Origin of the sequence: Sphingobacterium sp. DR205 (genome assembly GCF_011064245.1) — a bacterium.
GTDB classification, from domain to species: Bacteria; Bacteroidota; Bacteroidia; order Sphingobacteriales; family Sphingobacteriaceae; genus Sphingobacterium; species Sphingobacterium athyrii.
Window position 1 is genome coordinate 3,597,971 of sequence record NZ_CP049333.1, and the last position, 19,196, is coordinate 3,617,166.

The 19,196-nt window shown below is 41.1% G+C and carries 14 protein-coding genes; 2 read left to right on the forward strand and 12 right to left on the reverse strand.

Annotation, left to right across the window (positions count from 1 at the left end; translation table 11 throughout):
- Positions 1 to 117: 117 nt before the first annotated feature.
- The 4 genes from G6053_RS15475 to G6053_RS15490 all read right to left on the reverse strand — a co-directional run bounded on the left by G6053_RS15475 (position 118) and on the right by G6053_RS15490 (position 5,425).
- Positions 118 to 3,153 carry a SusC/RagA family TonB-linked outer membrane protein gene (locus tag G6053_RS15475; protein WP_165307043.1) on the reverse strand — a complete coding sequence of 1,012 codons (3,036 nt, stop codon included), beginning with the start codon at positions 3,151 to 3,153 and terminating at the stop codon, positions 118 to 120.
- Between the two features lie 5 nt (positions 3,154 to 3,158).
- On the reverse strand, positions 3,159 to 4,217 hold the full coding sequence (locus G6053_RS15480; RefSeq protein WP_165307044.1) for a FecR domain-containing protein: 1,059 nt from the start codon (positions 4,215 to 4,217) through the stop codon (positions 3,159 to 3,161).
- Between the two features lie 83 nt (positions 4,218 to 4,300).
- Complete coding sequence (locus G6053_RS15485; protein WP_165307045.1) at positions 4,301 to 4,825, reverse strand: sigma-70 family RNA polymerase sigma factor; 525 nt, start codon at positions 4,823 to 4,825, stop codon at positions 4,301 to 4,303.
- Positions 4,826 to 5,065: 240 nt separating this feature from the next.
- Positions 5,066 to 5,425 (reverse strand): helix-turn-helix domain-containing protein, encoded by a 360-nt coding sequence (locus G6053_RS15490; RefSeq protein WP_165307046.1) that lies wholly within the window; start codon positions 5,423 to 5,425, stop codon positions 5,066 to 5,068.
- A gap of 128 nt (positions 5,426 to 5,553) precedes the next feature.
- Between G6053_RS15490 and G6053_RS15495 the strand changes: the two genes are divergently transcribed.
- Both G6053_RS15495 and G6053_RS15500 read left to right on the forward strand, forming a co-directional pair.
- Positions 5,554 to 6,345, forward strand: a complete 792-nt coding sequence (locus G6053_RS15495; RefSeq protein WP_165307047.1) for an SDR family oxidoreductase — start codon at positions 5,554 to 5,556, stop codon at positions 6,343 to 6,345.
- A gap of 23 nt (positions 6,346 to 6,368) precedes the next feature.
- A complete protein-coding gene (locus tag G6053_RS15500) occupies positions 6,369 to 6,686 on the forward strand; it encodes a nuclear transport factor 2 family protein (protein WP_165307048.1) in 318 nt (105 codons plus the stop codon).
- Positions 6,687 to 7,013: 327 nt separating this feature from the next.
- Here G6053_RS15500 and G6053_RS15505 read toward each other — a convergent pair whose 3' ends face one another.
- From G6053_RS15505 to G6053_RS15540, 8 genes are all read right to left on the reverse strand, one after another.
- Positions 7,014 to 7,649 carry an MgtC/SapB family protein gene (locus G6053_RS15505; protein WP_165307049.1) on the reverse strand — a complete coding sequence of 212 codons (636 nt, stop codon included), beginning with the start codon at positions 7,647 to 7,649 and terminating at the stop codon, positions 7,014 to 7,016.
- Between the two features lie 669 nt (positions 7,650 to 8,318).
- Positions 8,319 to 8,987: a hypothetical protein gene (locus G6053_RS15510; RefSeq protein ID WP_165307050.1), complete on the reverse strand. Its 669-nt coding sequence runs from the start codon at positions 8,985 to 8,987 to the stop codon at positions 8,319 to 8,321.
- 604 nt (positions 8,988 to 9,591) lie between these two features.
- Entirely contained in the window at positions 9,592 to 10,863 is a 1,272-nt protein-coding gene (locus G6053_RS15515; protein WP_165307051.1) for an RICIN domain-containing protein, read from the reverse strand.
- A gap of 31 nt (positions 10,864 to 10,894) precedes the next feature.
- Positions 10,895 to 11,776 carry a metallophosphoesterase gene (locus tag G6053_RS15520; RefSeq protein ID WP_165307052.1) on the reverse strand — a complete coding sequence of 294 codons (882 nt, stop codon included), beginning with the start codon at positions 11,774 to 11,776 and terminating at the stop codon, positions 10,895 to 10,897.
- Positions 11,767 to 13,530, reverse strand: a complete 1,764-nt coding sequence (locus G6053_RS15525; RefSeq protein ID WP_165307053.1) for a RagB/SusD family nutrient uptake outer membrane protein — start codon at positions 13,528 to 13,530, stop codon at positions 11,767 to 11,769. The genes G6053_RS15520 and G6053_RS15525 overlap by 10 nt, the downstream gene beginning before the upstream one ends.
- 71 nt (positions 13,531 to 13,601) lie before the next feature.
- Entirely contained in the window at positions 13,602 to 17,066 is a 3,465-nt protein-coding gene (locus G6053_RS15530; protein ID WP_165307054.1) for a TonB-dependent receptor, read from the reverse strand.
- 117 nt (positions 17,067 to 17,183) lie between these two features.
- Positions 17,184 to 18,167 (reverse strand): FecR family protein, encoded by a 984-nt coding sequence (locus G6053_RS15535; protein WP_165307055.1) that lies wholly within the window; start codon positions 18,165 to 18,167, stop codon positions 17,184 to 17,186.
- A gap of 77 nt (positions 18,168 to 18,244) precedes the next feature.
- Complete coding sequence (locus G6053_RS15540; protein WP_165307056.1) at positions 18,245 to 18,814, reverse strand: sigma-70 family RNA polymerase sigma factor; 570 nt, start codon at positions 18,812 to 18,814, stop codon at positions 18,245 to 18,247.
- Positions 18,815 to 19,196 lie beyond the last annotated feature (382 nt).

The following is a 19,196-nucleotide window of genomic DNA, read 5'->3' on the forward strand; positions in this document are numbered from 1 at the left end:
TTTTGTTTATCTCATGAACCCACTAAGTTTAGGATTCCCTTTAATCAGAAATACCCAATTTTCACAGTAGCATCTATACATTTACGGAAACGGCAGGTTCGTCCAATACCTGGTCCGCTATAAATTAAAGTTAAGTCCAAACATAAACGTACGTGTACGTGGATAAGTCTGACGGTTGTCGATTCCCGGCGTCAGTCCGCCGAGCCCTACCTCTGGATCAATACCTTTATATTTTGTTAGGACAAACACATTGTTCATCGTCGCATAAACACGTAAGTTTTTAACAGGAATATTTTTGACCGGAATATGGTAGGCTAAGGTCACATAAGCTAACCGCAAAAAACTCCCGTTCTCTAAATACCGATCTGATAGATAATGAGCATTGATATCCGTCATGCGCTCTGTCTCCAACACGCTGGCAAGCACATTTTTCTGCCCTGCATTCCCGACCACATTCGAATGACGCGCTCGAGTGGCGTTCAGGATCTTTTGACCAAAACTTCCTTGAAACATTCCGGTCAATGAAAGATTTTTGTAAGACAGGTCATTACTCCAACCGAGAGTCAACTTGGGTTGGGGACTTCCCGTGACTACCTGATCTTTCTTCTGTGGCGTAGTTGTTGTCTCACCGGTTCTCCCACCGGTTTTGCTATCATGAACGTAAAAGATTGAAATCCCCTTATCATTGTACCCCGCCCATTCCCATGTATAGAATTGTCCTATCGGAGCTCCCGGAGTCAAACGCTGCTGAAATAAATTACTTTGTCCTGCCCCACCAAGATCCGAAAGCTCAATATAATCCTTAGTAAACTGTTCATTGGCAATACTGGCAACCTTGTTCGTATTGTGCGACACAACCAGTCCGGTATTCCATTTAAAAAACTGTTTATCTATCGCCTTCGCATTCATCGTCAGTTCTATTCCACGATTTTCAATTTCTCCGACATTTGCTGTCAAGACCGGATAGATGTACTTTGATTGACTGACTTGATAGTCATAGATCAGGTCGCTTGTCTTCTTTTTATACACTTCCAACGAACCTGTCAGACGATTGCTTAAAACACTGAAATCCATTCCGAGATTGACCATGCTGGTCGTCTCCCATTTGAGATTAGGATTGCTATTGCGCAGTACCTGCAGCGTACGTAATGGACTGATTAGGCCCGCCGCACTTACATAATCAAAAAACTTAGAGGATGCCCCTTGTACACTCTGTGCGGTGAAGGCGTCAAAGCCGAGCGAATTACCACTCACACCATATCCTGCACGTAGCTTGAGATCGTCAAAAATCCCCATTTCACGGATAAAAGATTCATCAGATAGTCTCCATGCCGCAGATACCGAAGGGAATGTGGCCCAACGGTTGTTCGTACCAAAGGCCGACGAGCCATCACGTCTTACAGTTGCCTGCAGCAAGTATTTACTATTGTAAGCATAATTTACACGACCATAGACCGATATCATACGCAAAGTAGACAAATAATAATTTCCAAACCCGAGTAGATCAACTACATTGGCCATTCCCGGGTTATAATAACTTAGATCATCGTTGTAATAATCCGACGTTGTCAACTGGAAGCCATCGTTATTATTATTCTCTTCCCAGGAGTAGCCGGCCAGCGCGGACAACTTATGTTTTCCAGCAAATGTCTTTTCATACCTTAAGTTCATTTCCATTACCCTGCGTTCATCCTCCACTGCAGCACGAATGGACTTCCCGTTTTGGTTGCGGGCTGCCATTGATAAACTTGAATAGTATTGTGCATTGTTGAACTGTCTGTTCTGTAGAGACAGGTCCATGTTATATGTCAGTCCATTTAGGATTTCATAGCCCAACTTGGCATGTGCCTGAATGACTTTATTCTTGGAGAAATTTGTATTTTCTTCAATCAGTGAAAGCGGATTAGCGTATTGGGAGCGATCTGATTTTTCAAACCAGGACCCATCGGTATTTTTGATCGGTGAGACAGGCAGATAATAATACATAGCATCATATACACTGAGTCCGTCATTTAAAGCAAGTACGTCATGTTGTTTGGTGATACTGGCATTGATGTTGAAAGAAGCTGTCAGGCGGTTGTTGAGCGCCTTTGTTTGCAAAAATGCACGGGCGATTTGGCGCCCCATATCAGTACCTTTGATGACGCCATTATTTTTTATGGTATTGAGGCTAATACTATACTGAGTTTGGTCGCCACCCCCGAGAATAGAAATATTATGATTGTTGGATATCCCTATTCGCTCCACCGCACGCTCCCAATTGGTATCTGCACCTAAGTCGTCAGTAGGTTCCATCGAAAAGCCATTGTCATTGACATACGACCGATATTGCGCTGCATTCATCATCTTATAATGCTTAGCAACCTTGTCGATCGCCAAATAGCCATTATAATTGATGCTGGTTTGCCCCGATTTCCCGCGCTTCGTTGTGACGATAATAACACCATTAGCGGCTTTGGAACCATAAATAGCAGTTGCTGAGGCGTCTCGAAGCACGTCAATGGATGCGATGTCATCAGGGGCCACCAATGCCAGGGAAGCTCCGGGCACCCCATCGATCACATAATAAGGTTCCATGGCTTCACCACTGCGCAATGTTGATGCTCCTCTTAGACTGATGGAAGGGGTGGCATTGGGATTACTATTATTTGTCGAAATCGTTAGGCCCGCAACTTTACCTTGCAGCATCTGCGCAGGTGAAGTAAACACCCCTACATTGGCGTCTTCAGCTTTAACGGTCGTGATCGAGCTTGTCACATCTTTTCTTGATACGCGACCGTAACCGATGACAACTTCGTCCAATTTAACCGAACTCTGCTGAAGCTTAACGCTTAGCGACAAAGGTTTTCTTGCTTCGACGACATAACCCGATAGTGTATCGGACTGAAATCCTACAGCCGAAAACACAAATTGATAGCCTGCATGTTCCACTAAATTCTGGAATTGGAATAAACCCCGACTATTTGTACTTGTGGTCACACGCTGGCTACCGTTGACCTGAATTGCCTTCACGCTGACACCCGGGAGGAATTCCCCTTTTTCATTTTGTACAGCTCCTTTCACCTGTTGCTGCGCATATGCCTGGGAAAGCCCGGCGGAAAGCAACGCAAAAATTAGCAGATTCCTTTTTCGTGGATTTGTTTTTCTGAGCATATCTGTTAGTTGTTTAGATGTTCGGTAATGGTATTTTCTTGTTTGTAAAGGGTATAGCTGCCATCCTCATTCGCGACAAATCGCAATTCATTGATTAAGCAGATTGTTGTGAGGATATCTCTCAAATTGTCTTTGCGCACATCGATTTCACCTGTATAATGAATCGCGGCTATACTGTTGTCACCCAAATGAATCTGTTTTTTGAATGCTGTTTCTAAAGCCTGTAAAACAGCCGGCATTGGTGTATTTTTCAGATTTAGTAAGTCAGCCGAAGCCAAATCCGAAGTTTTCGCTATGACGTCCTTACCGGGTCTGTCCACTTGAGTCAATCCCAATTTATCCACTCGCAGCTTTTGGCCCGGGCCGTCAAGAAAGACTTGTTTAAAACGATTTGTAAGAGAGGACACCAGCACCTTGCCTGTATGCAAGGTAACAGTCACAGTTTTATGCTTCAATCGCGTATTAATCGTAAAAGAGGTCCCGAGAGCGGTTGTCTTAGTTCCAGCAGCAATCACCAAAAAAGGACGTTTAGGATCAGACTCTATATCAAAGTAAGCTCTACCGACAAGTTCAATATCACGGGCATTTTCAGTAAAATCCTTTGCATAACGAATGTAACTCTGTCCAAATAAACGAACATGGGACCCATCGGGCAGATCGAGTAGCACACTTTGTCGGTTTTTATTTTCGATCAATGTCCAGCTGGTATCTTTCAAAGCCTTAGGCTTTGCCACAACAGCTACTTTACTGGATGACGGCAACAACTTGTCTTTTGTCCACCAGGTAATAAAATGGAAGGAAAAGAAGAAGAGAACCGCCGCCGCCGCGGTATAACTTAGATATCGTATGGTTTTATATTTAAGGCGGAACTTGCGGTCACGGCACTGCTCATGATTATCAATTGCGGTTTGGACCAGCAGTTTCATCTCTTCGCTAGGGACCTTTTCCTCTAGATCGGTAGTTTCGTATTTTTTCCAGTCTTCATCCTTAAACAGCTCGTCGACCAAAAAAGGCATTTTCCAGATCGTCTTACGGATCTGATTTTTCTTTTTATCATGCTTCATACTCCTATTACGCAGGCCAGCACGATATCCCTTACTACTTAATAATTATTTAATAATAGAACCTAATCCTTAACATGGAGGACTTACAGCGTAATCGAATATAGGTGCTGTTTGAGTTGAAGAAGCGCCTTACTGATATGCTGTTCCACTGTTTTTGTAGAAATAGAAAAATGTGCCGCTATCTCTTTGTGGGAAAGTCCTTCTTTGCGGCTCAGTTCAAACACCTTGCGGCGCATGGTTGGCATATTTTGAATATCTTTTTCCATCATTCGTAAAAGGTCCTTGTTTTCTATCGCACGAATCAGACTATCTGTAAAGGGAGTGGATGCCGTTTGGCCTTCATATTTGAAACGTGTAGCTTCCTTGCGTAGGAGATCTATCATGACCTGTCTCGCCATACCGAACAACTGCACCAGGATACTCAGTTCTTCATCGAGCTTTTCCCGTTGATTCCACAGTTTGATAAAGGTCAATTGGGTAACTTCTTGTGCAATATAGTCTGATTGTGTCCGTTTTTGTACGAAACCGTAGATCTGACGATGGTACTTTTCAAATACGATATTGAAGCGTTTCTGATCAGCAGATTTGATAGGCTTTATATGTTGCATGCCCAAAAGTAATCCATCAAGTTAAAGTTAAAGTTAAGGTATTATAAATATTAAATAAAGATGGGCTAAAGTTGCTTGGTCACTTTAGTTGTAAGAGGATGAAACTTAAATACATATTTCGTCCATATATCCACAACGAAAAAATGTTGAAACGATGACGGGTTTTGAGGAACTAAGTCTAATGACGCATCATCATAATGGGTACATTCGTGAAATGGCTGTAGCGATATTTCCTTCCACTTATCTTGGAATTCTTTTTAAGATTACTCTCCTCAGTCTATCTTCGTGTTGATCACCCCAGTGTCCCAATGCGGAAATTACCGGAATCAAACTCTTCCCAAAATCTGTGAGCGAATATTCTACTTTTGGTGGCACGACTGGATATATTTTCTTCATGACAAGCTCATGATCCTCCAGTTCTTTCAGTTGGATGTTCAGTACCCGTCGAGAGGCATCCGGTATTTTACGCTGCAATTCACTGGGTCTTTTGTGACCTTGTTCAATAAACCAGAGCAGTCGTATTTTCCATTTGCCGTAAAGCACTTCACCTATCAAGTCAAGACCGCAGTTCAGATTCGGAGTTATTTTTCTCTCATACATATTTCAAAATTAAAGGTATGTTCCGATTTGTACAATAGGGGATAAATTTATCCCTATATGAATCGTAACTCCGTACTTGTACAGGCTGTTTTTATACCCCAATTTTGTCCTATAAACAATTCATAAAAATGGAACAATTTAATTTCAACAATGAGTTATCAGACAAGATTGCCTTGGTAACAGGAGGTACAAAAGGTACTGGAAGAGCTATTGCGGAAAGGCTGCTACAGGCTGGTGCAACAGTTGTCATTACCGCCAGAAATGCACCCGAACTAGAAAACAGCAATCTGCATTTCATTGCCTCCGATCTGAGTACAGCAGAGGGAGCAAAAAAAGTGGTGAGCGAAGTGCTTTCGAGCTATGGCAGACTAGATATCCTGATAAACAACCTTGGTGGATCTTCTACGCCTGTAGGCGGGTTCGCTGTGCTCAGCGATGAGGATTGGGAATCTACACTACAGGCTAACCTTTTGGCTCCAATTCGTCTGGACAGGGGCTTTTTACCGCAAATGATAGAACGCGAAAACGGAGTGATCATCCACATTGCTTCTATTCAGGGCAAACTACCTTTGTATGATTCAACGTTACCTTACGCAGCGGCAAAAGCAGGATTGAGAAACTATAGCAAAAGCTTATCAAACGAAGTTACTCCTAAAGGCATTCGTGTACTGACGGTTTCGCCCGGCTGGATAAATACCATTGCATCAGAGGCCTGGTTGGGCGATATTGCAAGAAACTCCAATAGTACCGTAGAAGAAGCGCAACAGGCCGTAATGGATGCATTGGGAGGAATTCCTTTCGGTAGACCTGCTGAACCTGCAGAAGTAGCTGAACTTGTTGGCTTCCTTGTTTCCCCGAGAGCAAGTTATCTCACAGGAACAGAATATGTAATTGACGGTGGAACAGTACCGACCATTTAATAATCATCTAAATAATGGAAAACATGAATTTACCAATCGTTATCCGCGAACTAGTGAAGGCGCAAAACGAATTTGACAATGCGGCTTACGCAAATTGTTTTACTGAAGATGCAAAAGTATTTGATGAGGGAAAAACCCACAATGGAAAAATTGAAATTGAAAACTGGATTAATATAGCCAACAAAGAATACAGGGCAACTATGACGCCATTAGATTTTAATGAAAGCGAAAACATCTTATCAGCGGAGATTTCAGGTACATTTCCCGGTAGTCCTGTTGCTTTAAAATATCATTTCAAGTTGTCTAACGGCCAAATTAAGTACCTGAAAATAACTACTTAGCTGCGATGTACTAATTAGTTTAAGCTGAAGTATAAACCTCAGCTTTTTGCGTTTACACCTAAGAGTCAAGACGACTTTTTAGGAACTCAAACTTGTCTGCTTTGTAAGCAGGAATCCCTGCATGGAACGATTTTTCCAACAGAGGATCTTCCTGTTTAAGAAGTTCTTCGGTATGGAATCGCGCTGGTTTTTATTCTGCTAACGTCATTGGTACAATCTGATTAATTGTATTATCTGACTCATTCGTTTTGGTTTTCCAGCCATCAACCTAAATCTAATTCAATTTTGAAGGGTCAATACGCTTCAGTATACCCAGACTAAGAGCATTTAAGAAAAACTGATGATTTCCGGTCGCGTGGCAAGTGTTTCACTCATCTCTACCAGTAGCTCTTTTTTACCAGATACTTTAAATATTACTATCAAATGATCGTCGTCTTTCGCAATTTCTATACGTTCTAAAATAAGCCCCTTTGCCTGTAAAACACTTTCAAGATTTTCAATTTGATGGAAGTTGGGATCACGAAAAGTTACACTCAAGAACTGCTCCTTTTGTAACTGCGCAATTATTCGCTCTACCCTGGTAACCATTAACAAAACTCCAAGTGTAATAAGTGTCAGACAAAGTGCTAAGGCATGGTAACCTATCCCAGCTGTCATTCCAATTGCCGCCGAAGTCCAGATTACCGCAGCAGTTGTCAAACCATGTACTGAAATTTTATCTTTAAAAATGACACCCGCACCAATAAAACCAATCCCTGTTATGATATTTGCCGAAATTCGGTCGTCTGTCTGTGCGCCATGCTGAGAGACTATCGTAAAAATGGTCGACCCGAGTGAAATTAAAATTATTGTACGAAAACCAGCAGACTTATTTTTGTATTCACGCTCAAAACCGATTGCCCCACCACATAATATTGAGACAACCATCGCGATCATATCCTTAATTTCTACAGTAAAATCCATTAGTAAAATGCGCTAAAATTATTTGTTGTTATTGGAGCATCTTGCTCGTTTTTAAAATATTATTTCGAAAATCTATCAATTGCCTATTATGCAAAATGTAGGATGTTCTGGTTTCTCGATCGGACTGTTCCAGAGATTCATTTCGATACAAACAAGATTTATCATATAAAGTATCTTCCACCATCACCGTTAGTCTTTTAACTTTTGAGTCCATGGAAAAGACCTTTCGGCAAAGCCTGGCTTTTTATAACACCATCCATTTCGAGGCAAAAGTCATAATGTAAATGTGAAGCATCGTGGATTTCGAAATTTTCTGATCCGCTGACTTAGTTTCTGTCGGATTTGACTTTTTTGAATTTGCTATCTGCCATGATCTAATGTTTAAAAAGGATTAATATTTTGGTAAAAAAGAATACAAAAATTAAGCCGTTTAATTATTTGTTTTAGAACAACTGCCGAATTGAAAAAGATTGGCAATTCTTTTTTTGAAGGTAAAATTTTGGATTTTGGAATGTTTATCTTTTTATCTCTTTCTATTTCTAACGGTTCGTAGGACCGTTTCAACCAAAATCCCACAATGTATGCAATCTGCTAAATACAAACTGACAAACGAAATAAACATAATGAAGATATGGTCGCTCAAGAACATCGTAGGAAGATTGTTGTTCATTACTTTAAGCTAATTTCGTTCATATTACAATCCAGAATTCTGTATTTCTCAATTTCCTTCCGATCCGACAAATACATTTCAAGCTGCTTGAGATCATCAAATTCTTCGTAAGCATCATAATCATTAGTATTGAAAAACTGATATTCAAGCGTGTAGATTCCTTTTTTTATTCGTTCTGTCGCTTTTTCTGCCTCAAATGCTTTTTGTACAATTTCGGTATTCGTTCTTAAAACTTCAAGATTTCCGCTTAATACCGTGATGTGCCTTTTGATGATTTCACTGAGTTCGTTTAAATAGCTATCGTTGATTTCTTTCCCATTCATGGCGTATTGCTCGGCAATTTGGTTTAAGAAAATAGCTTGATTGGTTTCCAGATATTGCTCAAATGGTTTGTTATAATTTTCTGTTAGTGCAACTTTATAAGCCTTTAATTTTGAGTTTTCAAGTTCTAGGTGATCCACATAATAGCCATTTACAGTCATCCAAATTGGCGTAGAAGAATTAGCTTCAAACCAAATATCAATTAAAGCAACATCGTTTTTCGTTTCAAAATGATATTCATAGGCCAATTGTTTTTCTTCAAATGCTGAAAAACCGAAAGCTTTGAGGAAACTAAAATGCCTCTCAATGCTTTCTTTGGTATCTGTATAAAAACCTTTTAATTTCATATTATTTCCGCTCTTTTGTATCCATAATGATCTGTTTATACCAAAGTACCTCCTCACGTAAGCAGTTAAGCATTATAACGGGAGTTCTATTTGTTTGCAGTTATTTTACGCTGTGGCGCACCACGACACCATATATGTCCAGAGAGAAAATCATAACATACTAAGGTAATAATTAATTTGAAATTTATCGGTTTTTGGAGAGTCTTCTTTCTTATACCACTAGTAGCTTCCATAATGGGTCTAAATTTATTTTCGAACTAGCGAAAATGACACACCTCATCTGTACTGATTACTATTGAAAAATCTTTACCTTATCCTCAAGCGTTCCAACAAAAAAGCGCAACGTCGTGAAATAATCTCTACATTGCGCCAATTGAACACCCAACTAACTACCATTTTTTTTAATTTATGAGCAAATTACTAAGATCTATATTAGGGTAGTAAGCACCTTTTATGTAGGTCGAAATAGCCGGTCCCTTAAAGGTGGCAATATATTTTCATGTTCCCAACTCTGAAGCAGAAAATCTGCAAAACTTAAAACCGTGATATAAATATATAAATATTTGATTTTTACCATTTCAATTTGTATCATGATAGCAGTTTCTTATTGTTTAACCAATCTGAATTTCTGCGCATTGCCTGTATGCGCAGAATAGATCTGTATCTGCGTATCATCTGCTGTACTTGATCCATTGACATCCAAGTTCTTCCCTGGCGCAGATGCTGGCTCTAGATTATAGTTACCGCTTCCCACATAGGTGATCTTCCACCGTTGTGCCGAAGTGTTTGCAAATGTGGCCACCTGAACAGGCGTGCTGTTTGCAGATCCACCGCCCCGTACTTCCAATACTTTAGTCGTATCAGCCACACTCTTTAAGGCATAATATCCACTTCCGACACTTCTCAATTTCCAGACCTGATTGGAAGATGTTGGATAGTTATACGTCCAAAGCGTCACATCTTCACCATTGATTGGTGGATTACCATTAACATCAACGAGTTTGCTCGGTTCTTTTGTCAAAGCAGACGCGATCTTGTAATTGGCTCCGTTGATCAGTATACCCTGTGGCGAATAAAAGGTAATCAATAAAATATCGAGATGCGAATAGGCTGCCAGTTTACTTGCCAGATCAGTTTCACCATAATAGCGTGATAATGCCCAGGCGTACATCTTTACACGTTCACCACCAACAGTTTTAGTCGGGAAGTAAGATTTCATTGCATTATCGACAGAAGCATCGTAACTAATTCCATCCACACCATAGGTATTCAGCTTGCTGTACATCGTGTCCATTACAACCTGTTGCTGCGCAGCTGTCTTGCCGCTCAAATCTGACCAATTACAATAATAACTTACCCTCCAACCAAGCTGCTTGAAGGCTGTCAAATGCTGTGGATACATACTTTCTATCAATACTCTATTTTTAATGGAATAGAGGCTATCCATTTTTTTCAAAGTCTTTAAAAATAATTGTTCATTTGTGGCACTGCTCAGGTCTTTACAATCCAACCAAAGCGAAGTATAGCCCGGAAGCTTCTGATTTAGGTTTGCAAAATACTCTTCCAATGTCTGCCCTGGCGCTGTTCCAGCTTCATGTCCGATCAGGCAGGTTGGTTGACCGTCTTTATTGGCAACATAGATATCTACCTCTAGGCTATTGATTCCCTCGTTGATAATCTCATCAACCTTAATCAGATCGTTTGCCCGATGTGCACTTACAAAAGTGGGTCCAGCCAATGTCGTATTGACTTTACCTGTTTTTTTTGGCGCATTTTCCTGAATTTGCGTAATATCTTTCTGACAACCCACAGATAGATAAGTCACACAGGCAAACATACAGACTGCTTTGCCAAACATGAATATTTCTTTTCTCATAATTTTTATTGTTTAAATAGTAAGTTTATCGTTAAAAGTCAATTTTCCGGGCTGTCATCCGTCCTTCTCCATGAAGATCCAGCTGATGATCATTGAGCTCCAAAACACCAAAAGCATTCTGGTCGGCGGTTTCGATCATACCCTCCAGTGTAATCATCGGAATACCTTTATAGGTTGCAAAATTACCGGGATGATGATGGCCTGAGATCACCGCCTTTACAACCGGATATTTTTCGATAAGGGCCAATATCTCCCGGTTATTCAGTGCTTCAAGGCCATTCTCGGGATACAAGGGATGATGTGTGAAAACGATCACCTTTTTGTTGGATGACTTCGCCTTTTGAAGTTGCTTTTCCATCCAGCTGAGCTGCGTTACGCTTATCCCGCCGTTCCAGGGCTGATCATTCTTTCTTTTTGCAGCCTTCAATCCATCGTTTAGCGTTTGCCAGGCAAGGCGCTGATCCGACCCCGCTGGAGTAGCATACTCCGCCAGCTCATTGGTATTGAGCATAATAAGCAGCCATTGCCCCTTCTCTACGATATAATATGGGTGCGGCATTTTATAAGCCTTATATAAATCGGCTCCATTTTCAACATTTACATAATCGTGGTTTCCCAAAATATTGTAGACCGGTCTTTTGAGCTTCTCAAGTCGCTGGAGTACAGGTTGCAGATCTTTCGGTCCGACATCGACCAAATCGCCGAGTGTAACTGTAAAATCTACACCTTCCCGATTGATAGCCAGCACGGCAGAATCTAATTTACCAAGTGAATTTCGGTAAAAACGACTGCCATGGGTATCTTTGTCCGCGTACTGTGGATCTGCAATCAGACCGATCCTGACAAGGGATTGTCCCTCGCCTATGCTATAAAACAGTGTAAATAGCAATGATAAAAATACATTTACTCCCATCCTGGATTTTGTTTTAGGTTATTATTCAAGGTGATTTCATTCAATGGTATGCATTCGAGGTAATCGCGGTTTTCCTTAAACCCATAGCCATTCGGCAACTGCGTTACAAAGGGGTCCAATAGACCGTCGGCATCAACCTTATAGTTGATTTTGGTACCGGTCCAGTCAGAGGCCGCAAATGGATAACCTTTGGGACGTTTCCCTTTCAACAGTTTATGCGCTGCCCATCTCCGGATATCGTCATAGCGAAATCCCTCGGCCCCCAGTTCGACGGTACGCTCGCGACGGATTTCTTTTAACTGGTCTGATAGACTATAGCCATAATCCGCATACCGACTGCTAGTGGGATCACTTACGACAGCAAATTCAGGCATACCTGATCTCTTGCGGAGCAGATTGATTGATTTGGCATGGTCGACTGTTTCGCCAAGTTCGGCCTTTGCTTCGGCATAATTCAATAGCGCTTCGGCATAACGGAAGATAATGGCACCTGTTTCATCACTTGAGCTCCAGGAAACACCACCACCAGCGAGAGCAGATTTTGGATCATTCCCTTTTCGAATCTGAAAACCGGTATTATTCAAGGCCTCACCGGATTTATCCAGAAACGGCTTTTTAAAGGTGGCTTTCCCAAAGGTATTGTCCCACATCAAGGCTCCTGGCGTCCAGATCGTCTGGGACAACCGTGGATCACAATCGGACCGTATTTTTTCTAAAAAAGCATTGCCTTTCACCGTCTTACCAAGGGAGAAATAATCATATGGCTGACCATTCCGGCCCAGGTAATGCTGTACCTGTTCAAAAGTCGTGGATATCCCCGCAGTACGGTCAGATACATAGATCTGAAAAGAGTGTGACAGATCACGGTTGACGGAATAAGCTTTCCAGAGAATCACCTCTTTATTGGCAAGCTGATCTTTCAGAGAAAATAGTTTGCAGTAATCGTTTTCGGGATCATTATTGCTATACAGGGACATGCCATATTTTGCATCCATCAACGTTTCGGCAGCGGTAGCAGCTTGTCGGAAGTACTTACTGGGATCAGCGCCCGCTGTACCAAATGCTGTACCTTTGTGGTATTTCTGCCAGGTGCCTTCAAATAGGGCGACTCTGGATTTGAAGAGCAGAGCAGCTTGTTTGGAAAGTCGATTGTTTTTACCTTTTACTGTAGCCAAAGGCTCCAGATATTCTATCGCTTTATCCAGGTGTGCCAAAATTGAGTCCACTACAGTCGTACGTGAATCACGTGCTTTGAATAATTCTTCAGAGTCCATCTCCAATGGATCCGTATACCAAGGAACATCACCGTAGAGCCTGACTTTTTCAAAATAAAACCAGGCCTTAAAGAAATGTGCTTCTCCCAAAAACTGCTTATATTTTTCAAAAGGATCTTTGCATTTGCTATAGTTCTTAAAAAAGATATTGACACTACGGATATTACTCCAGCTCCAGTTTCCGCCCGATGCAACCGGCGATTCGGTACCATTCCAGACTGTGCTCGGTGAACTGGAAATCTGCACGTCGGATCCACGGGAACCATCCCAACCGATCACACCAAGAAAACTACCTACCGTATTAAAAGCAGGGAATACCGTATAGAATTGAATCGTATAATTCTCTAGATCTTTGGCTGTTTTCCAATAGCTTTCGTTTTCAATCTGTGTCAATGGCGGCCTATCCAAAAAATCCTCGGAGCAGGAACCGACCAACAGTAAAATGACTGTCGTATATAATAAGATTATGTTTTTTTTCATTGGTTATTAATTGCTAGATATATTCTCCTTTGCTACCTAAGTAGCTCCCTTTATATTCAAATCAAATGCTGTTAAAGCGAAATATTCATCCCGAATGCCCAAATTGCCTGCGAAAACATGCCTTTGCCATTCCCAAAATCTCCCAATATTGCTGTTTCAGGATCAAATGCACGAGGAAGTTTGGATAAGGTGTAGATATTCTCACCGGAGAAATAAATACGGGCGTGTTTTAATCCGATTTTCTGGAGCATCAATGCAGGAATGGTATAGCCTATCTGTAGATTTTTAAGCCGTGCATAAGCACCATTCTGCAGGTAGCGTGTCTGCATTTGCTTATTCTTGCTATCTTGGGTGGTATTACTGTAAGGCCGCGGAAAATAAGCTTCAGTGTTTATACCAAGCCCCGAATAGCGGTCCCCTTCGACATCCCGATAGTAATCCATGTGGTGCGGGAACAGGGAGGATTGATTCCAGGCCCTAAAACCCCAGAATACATTGCCATCCAACCATAGATCACGCTTTCCCGTACCTTGGATAAACACCGCGATATCAACATTTTTATAGTTGGCGGTTAAATTAAGTCCAAACTGGTAACGGCGTGTCGAATTACCAATGATTTTAAGGTCTCCATGGTCATTTATGGTGTTTTTGCCGTTATTGATTACCCCATCCCCATTGAGATCCCGGTATTCAACGTCCCCCGTCTGCCAGGTCTGGCCGTTGATAAATTTTTGATAGCCTGATGCATTGATCTCGTCGGCACGTTCCTTGGTTTTGATTAATCCCACAGTTTCATAACCCCATATTTCACCGGGATCTTTGCCGACATAATCCGTTGTCAGGATACCCGTTGGGTTGGTATACTTTGTAATTATATTTTTGTAATCAAAAACATTGGCCGCTACGGAATAATTAAAATCCGAGCCTATTTTTCCATTCCAGCGCAAACTAAAATCCCAGCCTTTGGTCTTGAGCTCCGAATTATTTTCCCTCGGAATAGTAGCACCCAACACTGCTGGCAATGCCTGTGCCGGTCCGAGACGATCATAAGTCAGCCTTTGATAATATTCAAATTCAGCATGCAAGCGGTTTTGAAAAAATCCCATTTCAATGGCTGTATTCATGGAGCGTGATGACTCCCAGGTAAGATAGCGGTTTACCAGGTTTGGTGCTGTTGTGTAAGCGGGCCGCATGCCATCAATAAGCCAACCTAAATTACTTTTGACGCCCAATAATGCAAGGTCCTGATAGGCGGCAACATTCTGATTACCCAGCTTCCCCCATGATGCCCTAAGTTTCATAAATGGTATATAATCCAGTAGAGGCTGCCAAAACAATTCCTTAGAAACCAGCCATCCTGCGGATACAGAAGGAAATGCTCCCCAGCGTCTGCCACGGGCAAATTTGGATGTACCATCATAACGGACATTTGCCTCGACCAAATATTTGTCTGCATAATTATAATTTAATCGTGCAAAATAGCCTAAGGTAGACCAATGCGTCAGACCATCACCCACTTGCATTTCACCTGTTGCTGTTGTAAAAGATGGGATATCAGGAACGATGAGTTCCCTTCTTAACCCATTCATCGAATCCAGTTTACTGATTTCATTCTGAAAACCGGCCAGTACCGTAAAATGGTGATCCTTTCCTAGATCTAAATTATAAGTTGTATAAATATTAAGCGCTTTGTAGGTGGTATTGGATTTTTTCTTTTCGATATACGGAGGGACGGTAAGTGCTATTGGCACAAGGGTACCATCTACTTCATCCTCATAAGCCACCTGATTAACACCGGCATAGTCAAAAATCTGATAATCTATCGAATAGTCGGCATTGATTTTCCAGTTTTGGAGCGGACTGATTTCGGTCGCCAAGCGTTGTACCAGTGTATTATTTGTCAACTTCTGATAACCGGCTTGCATCTGCGGAACACGTGAAAGTTGCGAGTAATATCCATTTGGCGATTTAAGAAAAACCTCGGGATGTGTTCTGAAAATCTGATGGATAATCATGCCATATTCACCCTCACCGTTATATATAGGTCTATCACGTACGGCATTTGTGAGCCTTGTATTCGAACTGATCTTCCACCAGTCTGTAATATTGGCATCGAGTTTAGCTTGAAAATTGTAGCGTTTGTACTTATCGTCCACAATTCTCAACACCCCTTTTTCGGACGCATGTCCCAGCGACAGAAAGTAGGCCATGTCTTTAGATCCTCCTTTGACAGATAAATTTTCCTGCATCCGGCGTCCATTGCCATAATGGATATCTATCCAGTCATTATTGCCGTTTGAGAATTGATAGGTGGACCACTTCCTCGGATTGTTGGCATCAGGCACAGTCTCAGGTAATGTAGGATCATCGATATACGCGATGATCCTGTCGATCGTCGATTCTGAGAACAATCTGGCAACCCCTTGGTTGTCATGCATCTGATTCATGGCACGGGCAAACGTGTAGGAATCAACCATCTTTGGTTTATTGATAATGGTTGTAGGCCCGCCATTCATTGAAAAATCGACTTGTGGTTTCTGATTAGCCTTTCCTGATTTGGTCGTAATTAGTAAGACCCCATAAGGTGCGCGGGCACCATAGATTGCCGAAGCAGCTGCATCTTTTAATATAGAAACACTTTCAACAGTATTCGGATCAATCGTATTAATATCTCCGGCGGTGCCGTCGATCAGGACATAGGGTTTACCTTGGCCCCTGATCTGTACCGACGGTGCAGCGCCGGGTTCAAAACCATTGTTGCCATATGTGATCGTCAGGCCACTTACGGTTCCGTAAAGCGATTGGGATACGTTGTTTACCGGTCTATCCTGTAAACGTTTTCCATCAACAACAGCAACAGATCCCGTCAGGTTAACTTTCTTTTGGACACCATACCCGACCACCACCACCTCATCGAGTTCACGTGCCATGCCAGTTTCCAAACGGATCACGAGATCCTCTGTGTGCTCATTCGTCACCAAGGTATCTACTGTCGTGAAACCCATAAAATGCACGGATAAGGTATCCGAAGGAAAAATTGAATGGAGCAAAAATCCCCCCTTATCATCACTTTTTGATTTTGTATTGGCACGCTTTAAATTTAAGGTAGCGCCAGAAATGGGCATACCAGATGGATCAACGACTTTTCCAGAAATGGATCTTCCCATTTGCTGCGGCTGCCGGGCTAAAACAAAGCCACTATCCGTCTTCTTTACCTGAATACCATAGGGAGATAATAATCGCCGTAAAACCTGGTCTAAAGACTCATTTTTGGTATCGAATCTAACTATATTTATATTTTTTAGACCCAAGCTCTCCGTAAACGAAATATCTGAGCCAGATCTCTTTTGTAGATCAAGGATAACATCACGCAGCGTTGTTTTTTGGTAGTTCTGGTTATAGATCCTAGCATTCTCCTGTGCATATGTCCTGTTCCAGGAAAAAGTGCCGGATAATAATAGCAGCGCTCCACCAAGACTTAAGGAAAGGTATTTGTTGCTTCTTTTTTCTTTTCTTATTAGTTTTTTGTTAATCATTTGTTAATTTTGTATTGATTAAAGGTTTTACATCCATGAAACCGATTATGGAATCGGGTCAGATAGATTCCATAATTTTCTGTAAAGGGTCTTACACTATGTGAGCCCTTTTTATTTTTAGTATAAAATGATCTCTTTACCCTCCTGCTTATTTTTAATACTGATTTTTTTTCCGGTCAATAACTGAATCTCTTCCAACGCGGTGGTCATTGTTTTGGATTGACGGAAATTTATATTATAACGATCCTTCAATAATTTCTCATCGGCCGTACTAAGTGAGAATCCATAGAAATTCTTAAAATTTTGGTTCAATTCTTCGAAGCTGGCCTGATCTAGCTTAACATGGTCGGATAACCAGGATGATTCTAAAGCATACTCAGCATTAGTCAATTTATAACCACTAGACTTGCGATCATAGACTATATTCTCATCTGGCATCAGTGTGCGCAGATTTTTCTCGTTGTTGTCAACTTGAACCTTACCCGTGCGCACGGATACGGATGTATTGTGGATATCAGGATAAGCTTTGACATTAAAACTGGTACCCAGCACCCTGATATGTAGTCCACCGCCGTGCACAGTGAATGGCCTGGATGGATCTTTTTTGACATCAAAGAAAGCCTCACCATAGAGATTCACATCCCGCAGCTGGTCATAGTCACCTACAGTTAAACTTGAATTGGCATTCAGGATCACTTTCGTACCATCGTTCAGAACGACCGTTTTCCGTTCAGCAGTACCAGTGGATATGGTTCCTCTATCTAGATATACTATTTTGATTGGCTTGATCAGACTGTCAATCTGCGATTCTGAAAAATATTGATGATATAGAACGGTTGAAAACATAAACAACACGACGCTCGCAACAGCGGCATATATAAAACGTCGTCGGTTAGTAGATCGCTTATCTGCGTATACAGAAGAAGCCCAAACAATGCGCTGCTTGAGATCTTTGCGGTCTGTAATAAAATCTATATCTGAATCTTTGGTTTTTTGCTGCCCCAAGGATTCATACCAATATTCCACAACAAATTTCTCCGCAGCACTCGCCCTACCTTCCTGGTACTTCTTGATTAGTTTTTTTAACTGGTTTTGATCCACTGGTAATTCTTTCTAGATGTTTTCTTTCTAGTAAGACAGCTGGTGACAATCAAAAGTATGTAAGGAATTAAAAAAAATTATTTGATCAGCAAAAAAGAGAGCATTACTGTCAGTGAACGGGCGAATTCGGGATGACGCTCTATTAACATAGCTTTAATACGACGATGCATTTCTGCACTGTATCCTTTTACTGTCTGCTCAGCCAATCCTAAAGCGACAGCAATCTCCTTGAGGGTAAAATCTTCATTGCGTAGTTTAAAAATCTTTTGCATGTGATCCGGTAACTCGTTCAAAATTTCCGAAAACAAGGTGTTTAGATCTTTTTCGATCAAAAGATTGACCAAGGAGAGATCTACGACTTCAAGGTTTACCGCAAGCCTATTTTTCACATCTTGACGAAGCTTAGCCTTCGCAAAATAATTCATAATTTTATTCCGCAGGGATACATGGAGGTAATTGTAGACTGGGCCATGAACAACAATGGACTCTCTTTTGATCCAGAGATTGATAAACAGATCCTGTACGAGATCTTCCGCATCCTGCAGATTTCCAATTTTTAGGAAAGCAGTCTGTGTGAGCTTGTTGGTATGGGTATTCACCAACATTTCAAAATCTGAAATATCTTTGATCAACAATTTTGACTTCATAATTTAATTGCTGGTTTAATTAGCTATAACATTGCTGTTCCCAATCAAACATACTGGATTTTTTTCGCATTAAAAGTCAAGCCCCCAAAACAAACGTTTGCGTAAATTTTATTTTATCACTTTCTGAATACAATTCTTATCTACGGTTGTTTTAGTAGAAATTTTATCTCACAAAAAAATAATAACGTGTCCTCTACTATTTTCAAAAGACATCGAATTGTCCATTTTTATCTGGTATTTTATCCTTTGTGAACGGATCATTTGCCCATTTCCAAATTCAATTTTCACAAATATGTTCATTCTTATAAAACTAACGAAATTGGATAAATTTCATTTGTAAATTACACTCTTTTGGATGTATTTTAATAACAGTAAACCGACC

What these genes read in the sequence shown, in the direction of transcription:
- G6053_RS15475 (WP_165307043.1), bottom strand. Translation starts at nt 3,153, where the DNA reads ATGCTCAGAAAAACAAATCCACGAAAAAGGAATCTGCTAATTTTTGCG.
- G6053_RS15480 (WP_165307044.1), bottom strand. Translation starts at nt 4,217, where the DNA reads ATGAAGCATGATAAAAAGAAAAATCAGATCCGTAAGACGATCTGGAAA.
- G6053_RS15485 (WP_165307045.1), bottom strand. Translation starts at nt 4,825, where the DNA reads ATGCAACATATAAAGCCTATCAAATCTGCTGATCAGAAACGCTTCAAT.
- G6053_RS15490 (WP_165307046.1), bottom strand. Translation starts at nt 5,425, where the DNA reads ATGTATGAGAGAAAAATAACTCCGAATCTGAACTGCGGTCTTGACTTG.
- G6053_RS15495 (WP_165307047.1), top strand. Translation starts at nt 5,554, where the DNA reads ATGGAACAATTTAATTTCAACAATGAGTTATCAGACAAGATTGCCTTG.
- G6053_RS15500 (WP_165307048.1), top strand. Translation starts at nt 6,369, where the DNA reads ATGAATTTACCAATCGTTATCCGCGAACTAGTGAAGGCGCAAAACGAA.
- G6053_RS15505 (WP_165307049.1), bottom strand. Translation starts at nt 7,649, where the DNA reads ATGGATTTTACTGTAGAAATTAAGGATATGATCGCGATGGTTGTCTCA.
- G6053_RS15510 (WP_165307050.1), bottom strand. Translation starts at nt 8,987, where the DNA reads ATGAAATTAAAAGGTTTTTATACAGATACCAAAGAAAGCATTGAGAGG.
- G6053_RS15515 (WP_165307051.1), bottom strand. Translation starts at nt 10,863, where the DNA reads ATGAGAAAAGAAATATTCATGTTTGGCAAAGCAGTCTGTATGTTTGCC.
- G6053_RS15520 (WP_165307052.1), bottom strand. Translation starts at nt 11,776, where the DNA reads ATGGGAGTAAATGTATTTTTATCATTGCTATTTACACTGTTTTATAGC.
- G6053_RS15525 (WP_165307053.1), bottom strand. Translation starts at nt 13,530, where the DNA reads ATGAAAAAAAACATAATCTTATTATATACGACAGTCATTTTACTGTTG.
- G6053_RS15530 (WP_165307054.1), bottom strand. Translation starts at nt 17,066, where the DNA reads ATGATTAACAAAAAACTAATAAGAAAAGAAAAAAGAAGCAACAAATAC.
- G6053_RS15540 (WP_165307056.1), bottom strand. Translation starts at nt 18,814, where the DNA reads ATGAAGTCAAAATTGTTGATCAAAGATATTTCAGATTTTGAAATGTTG.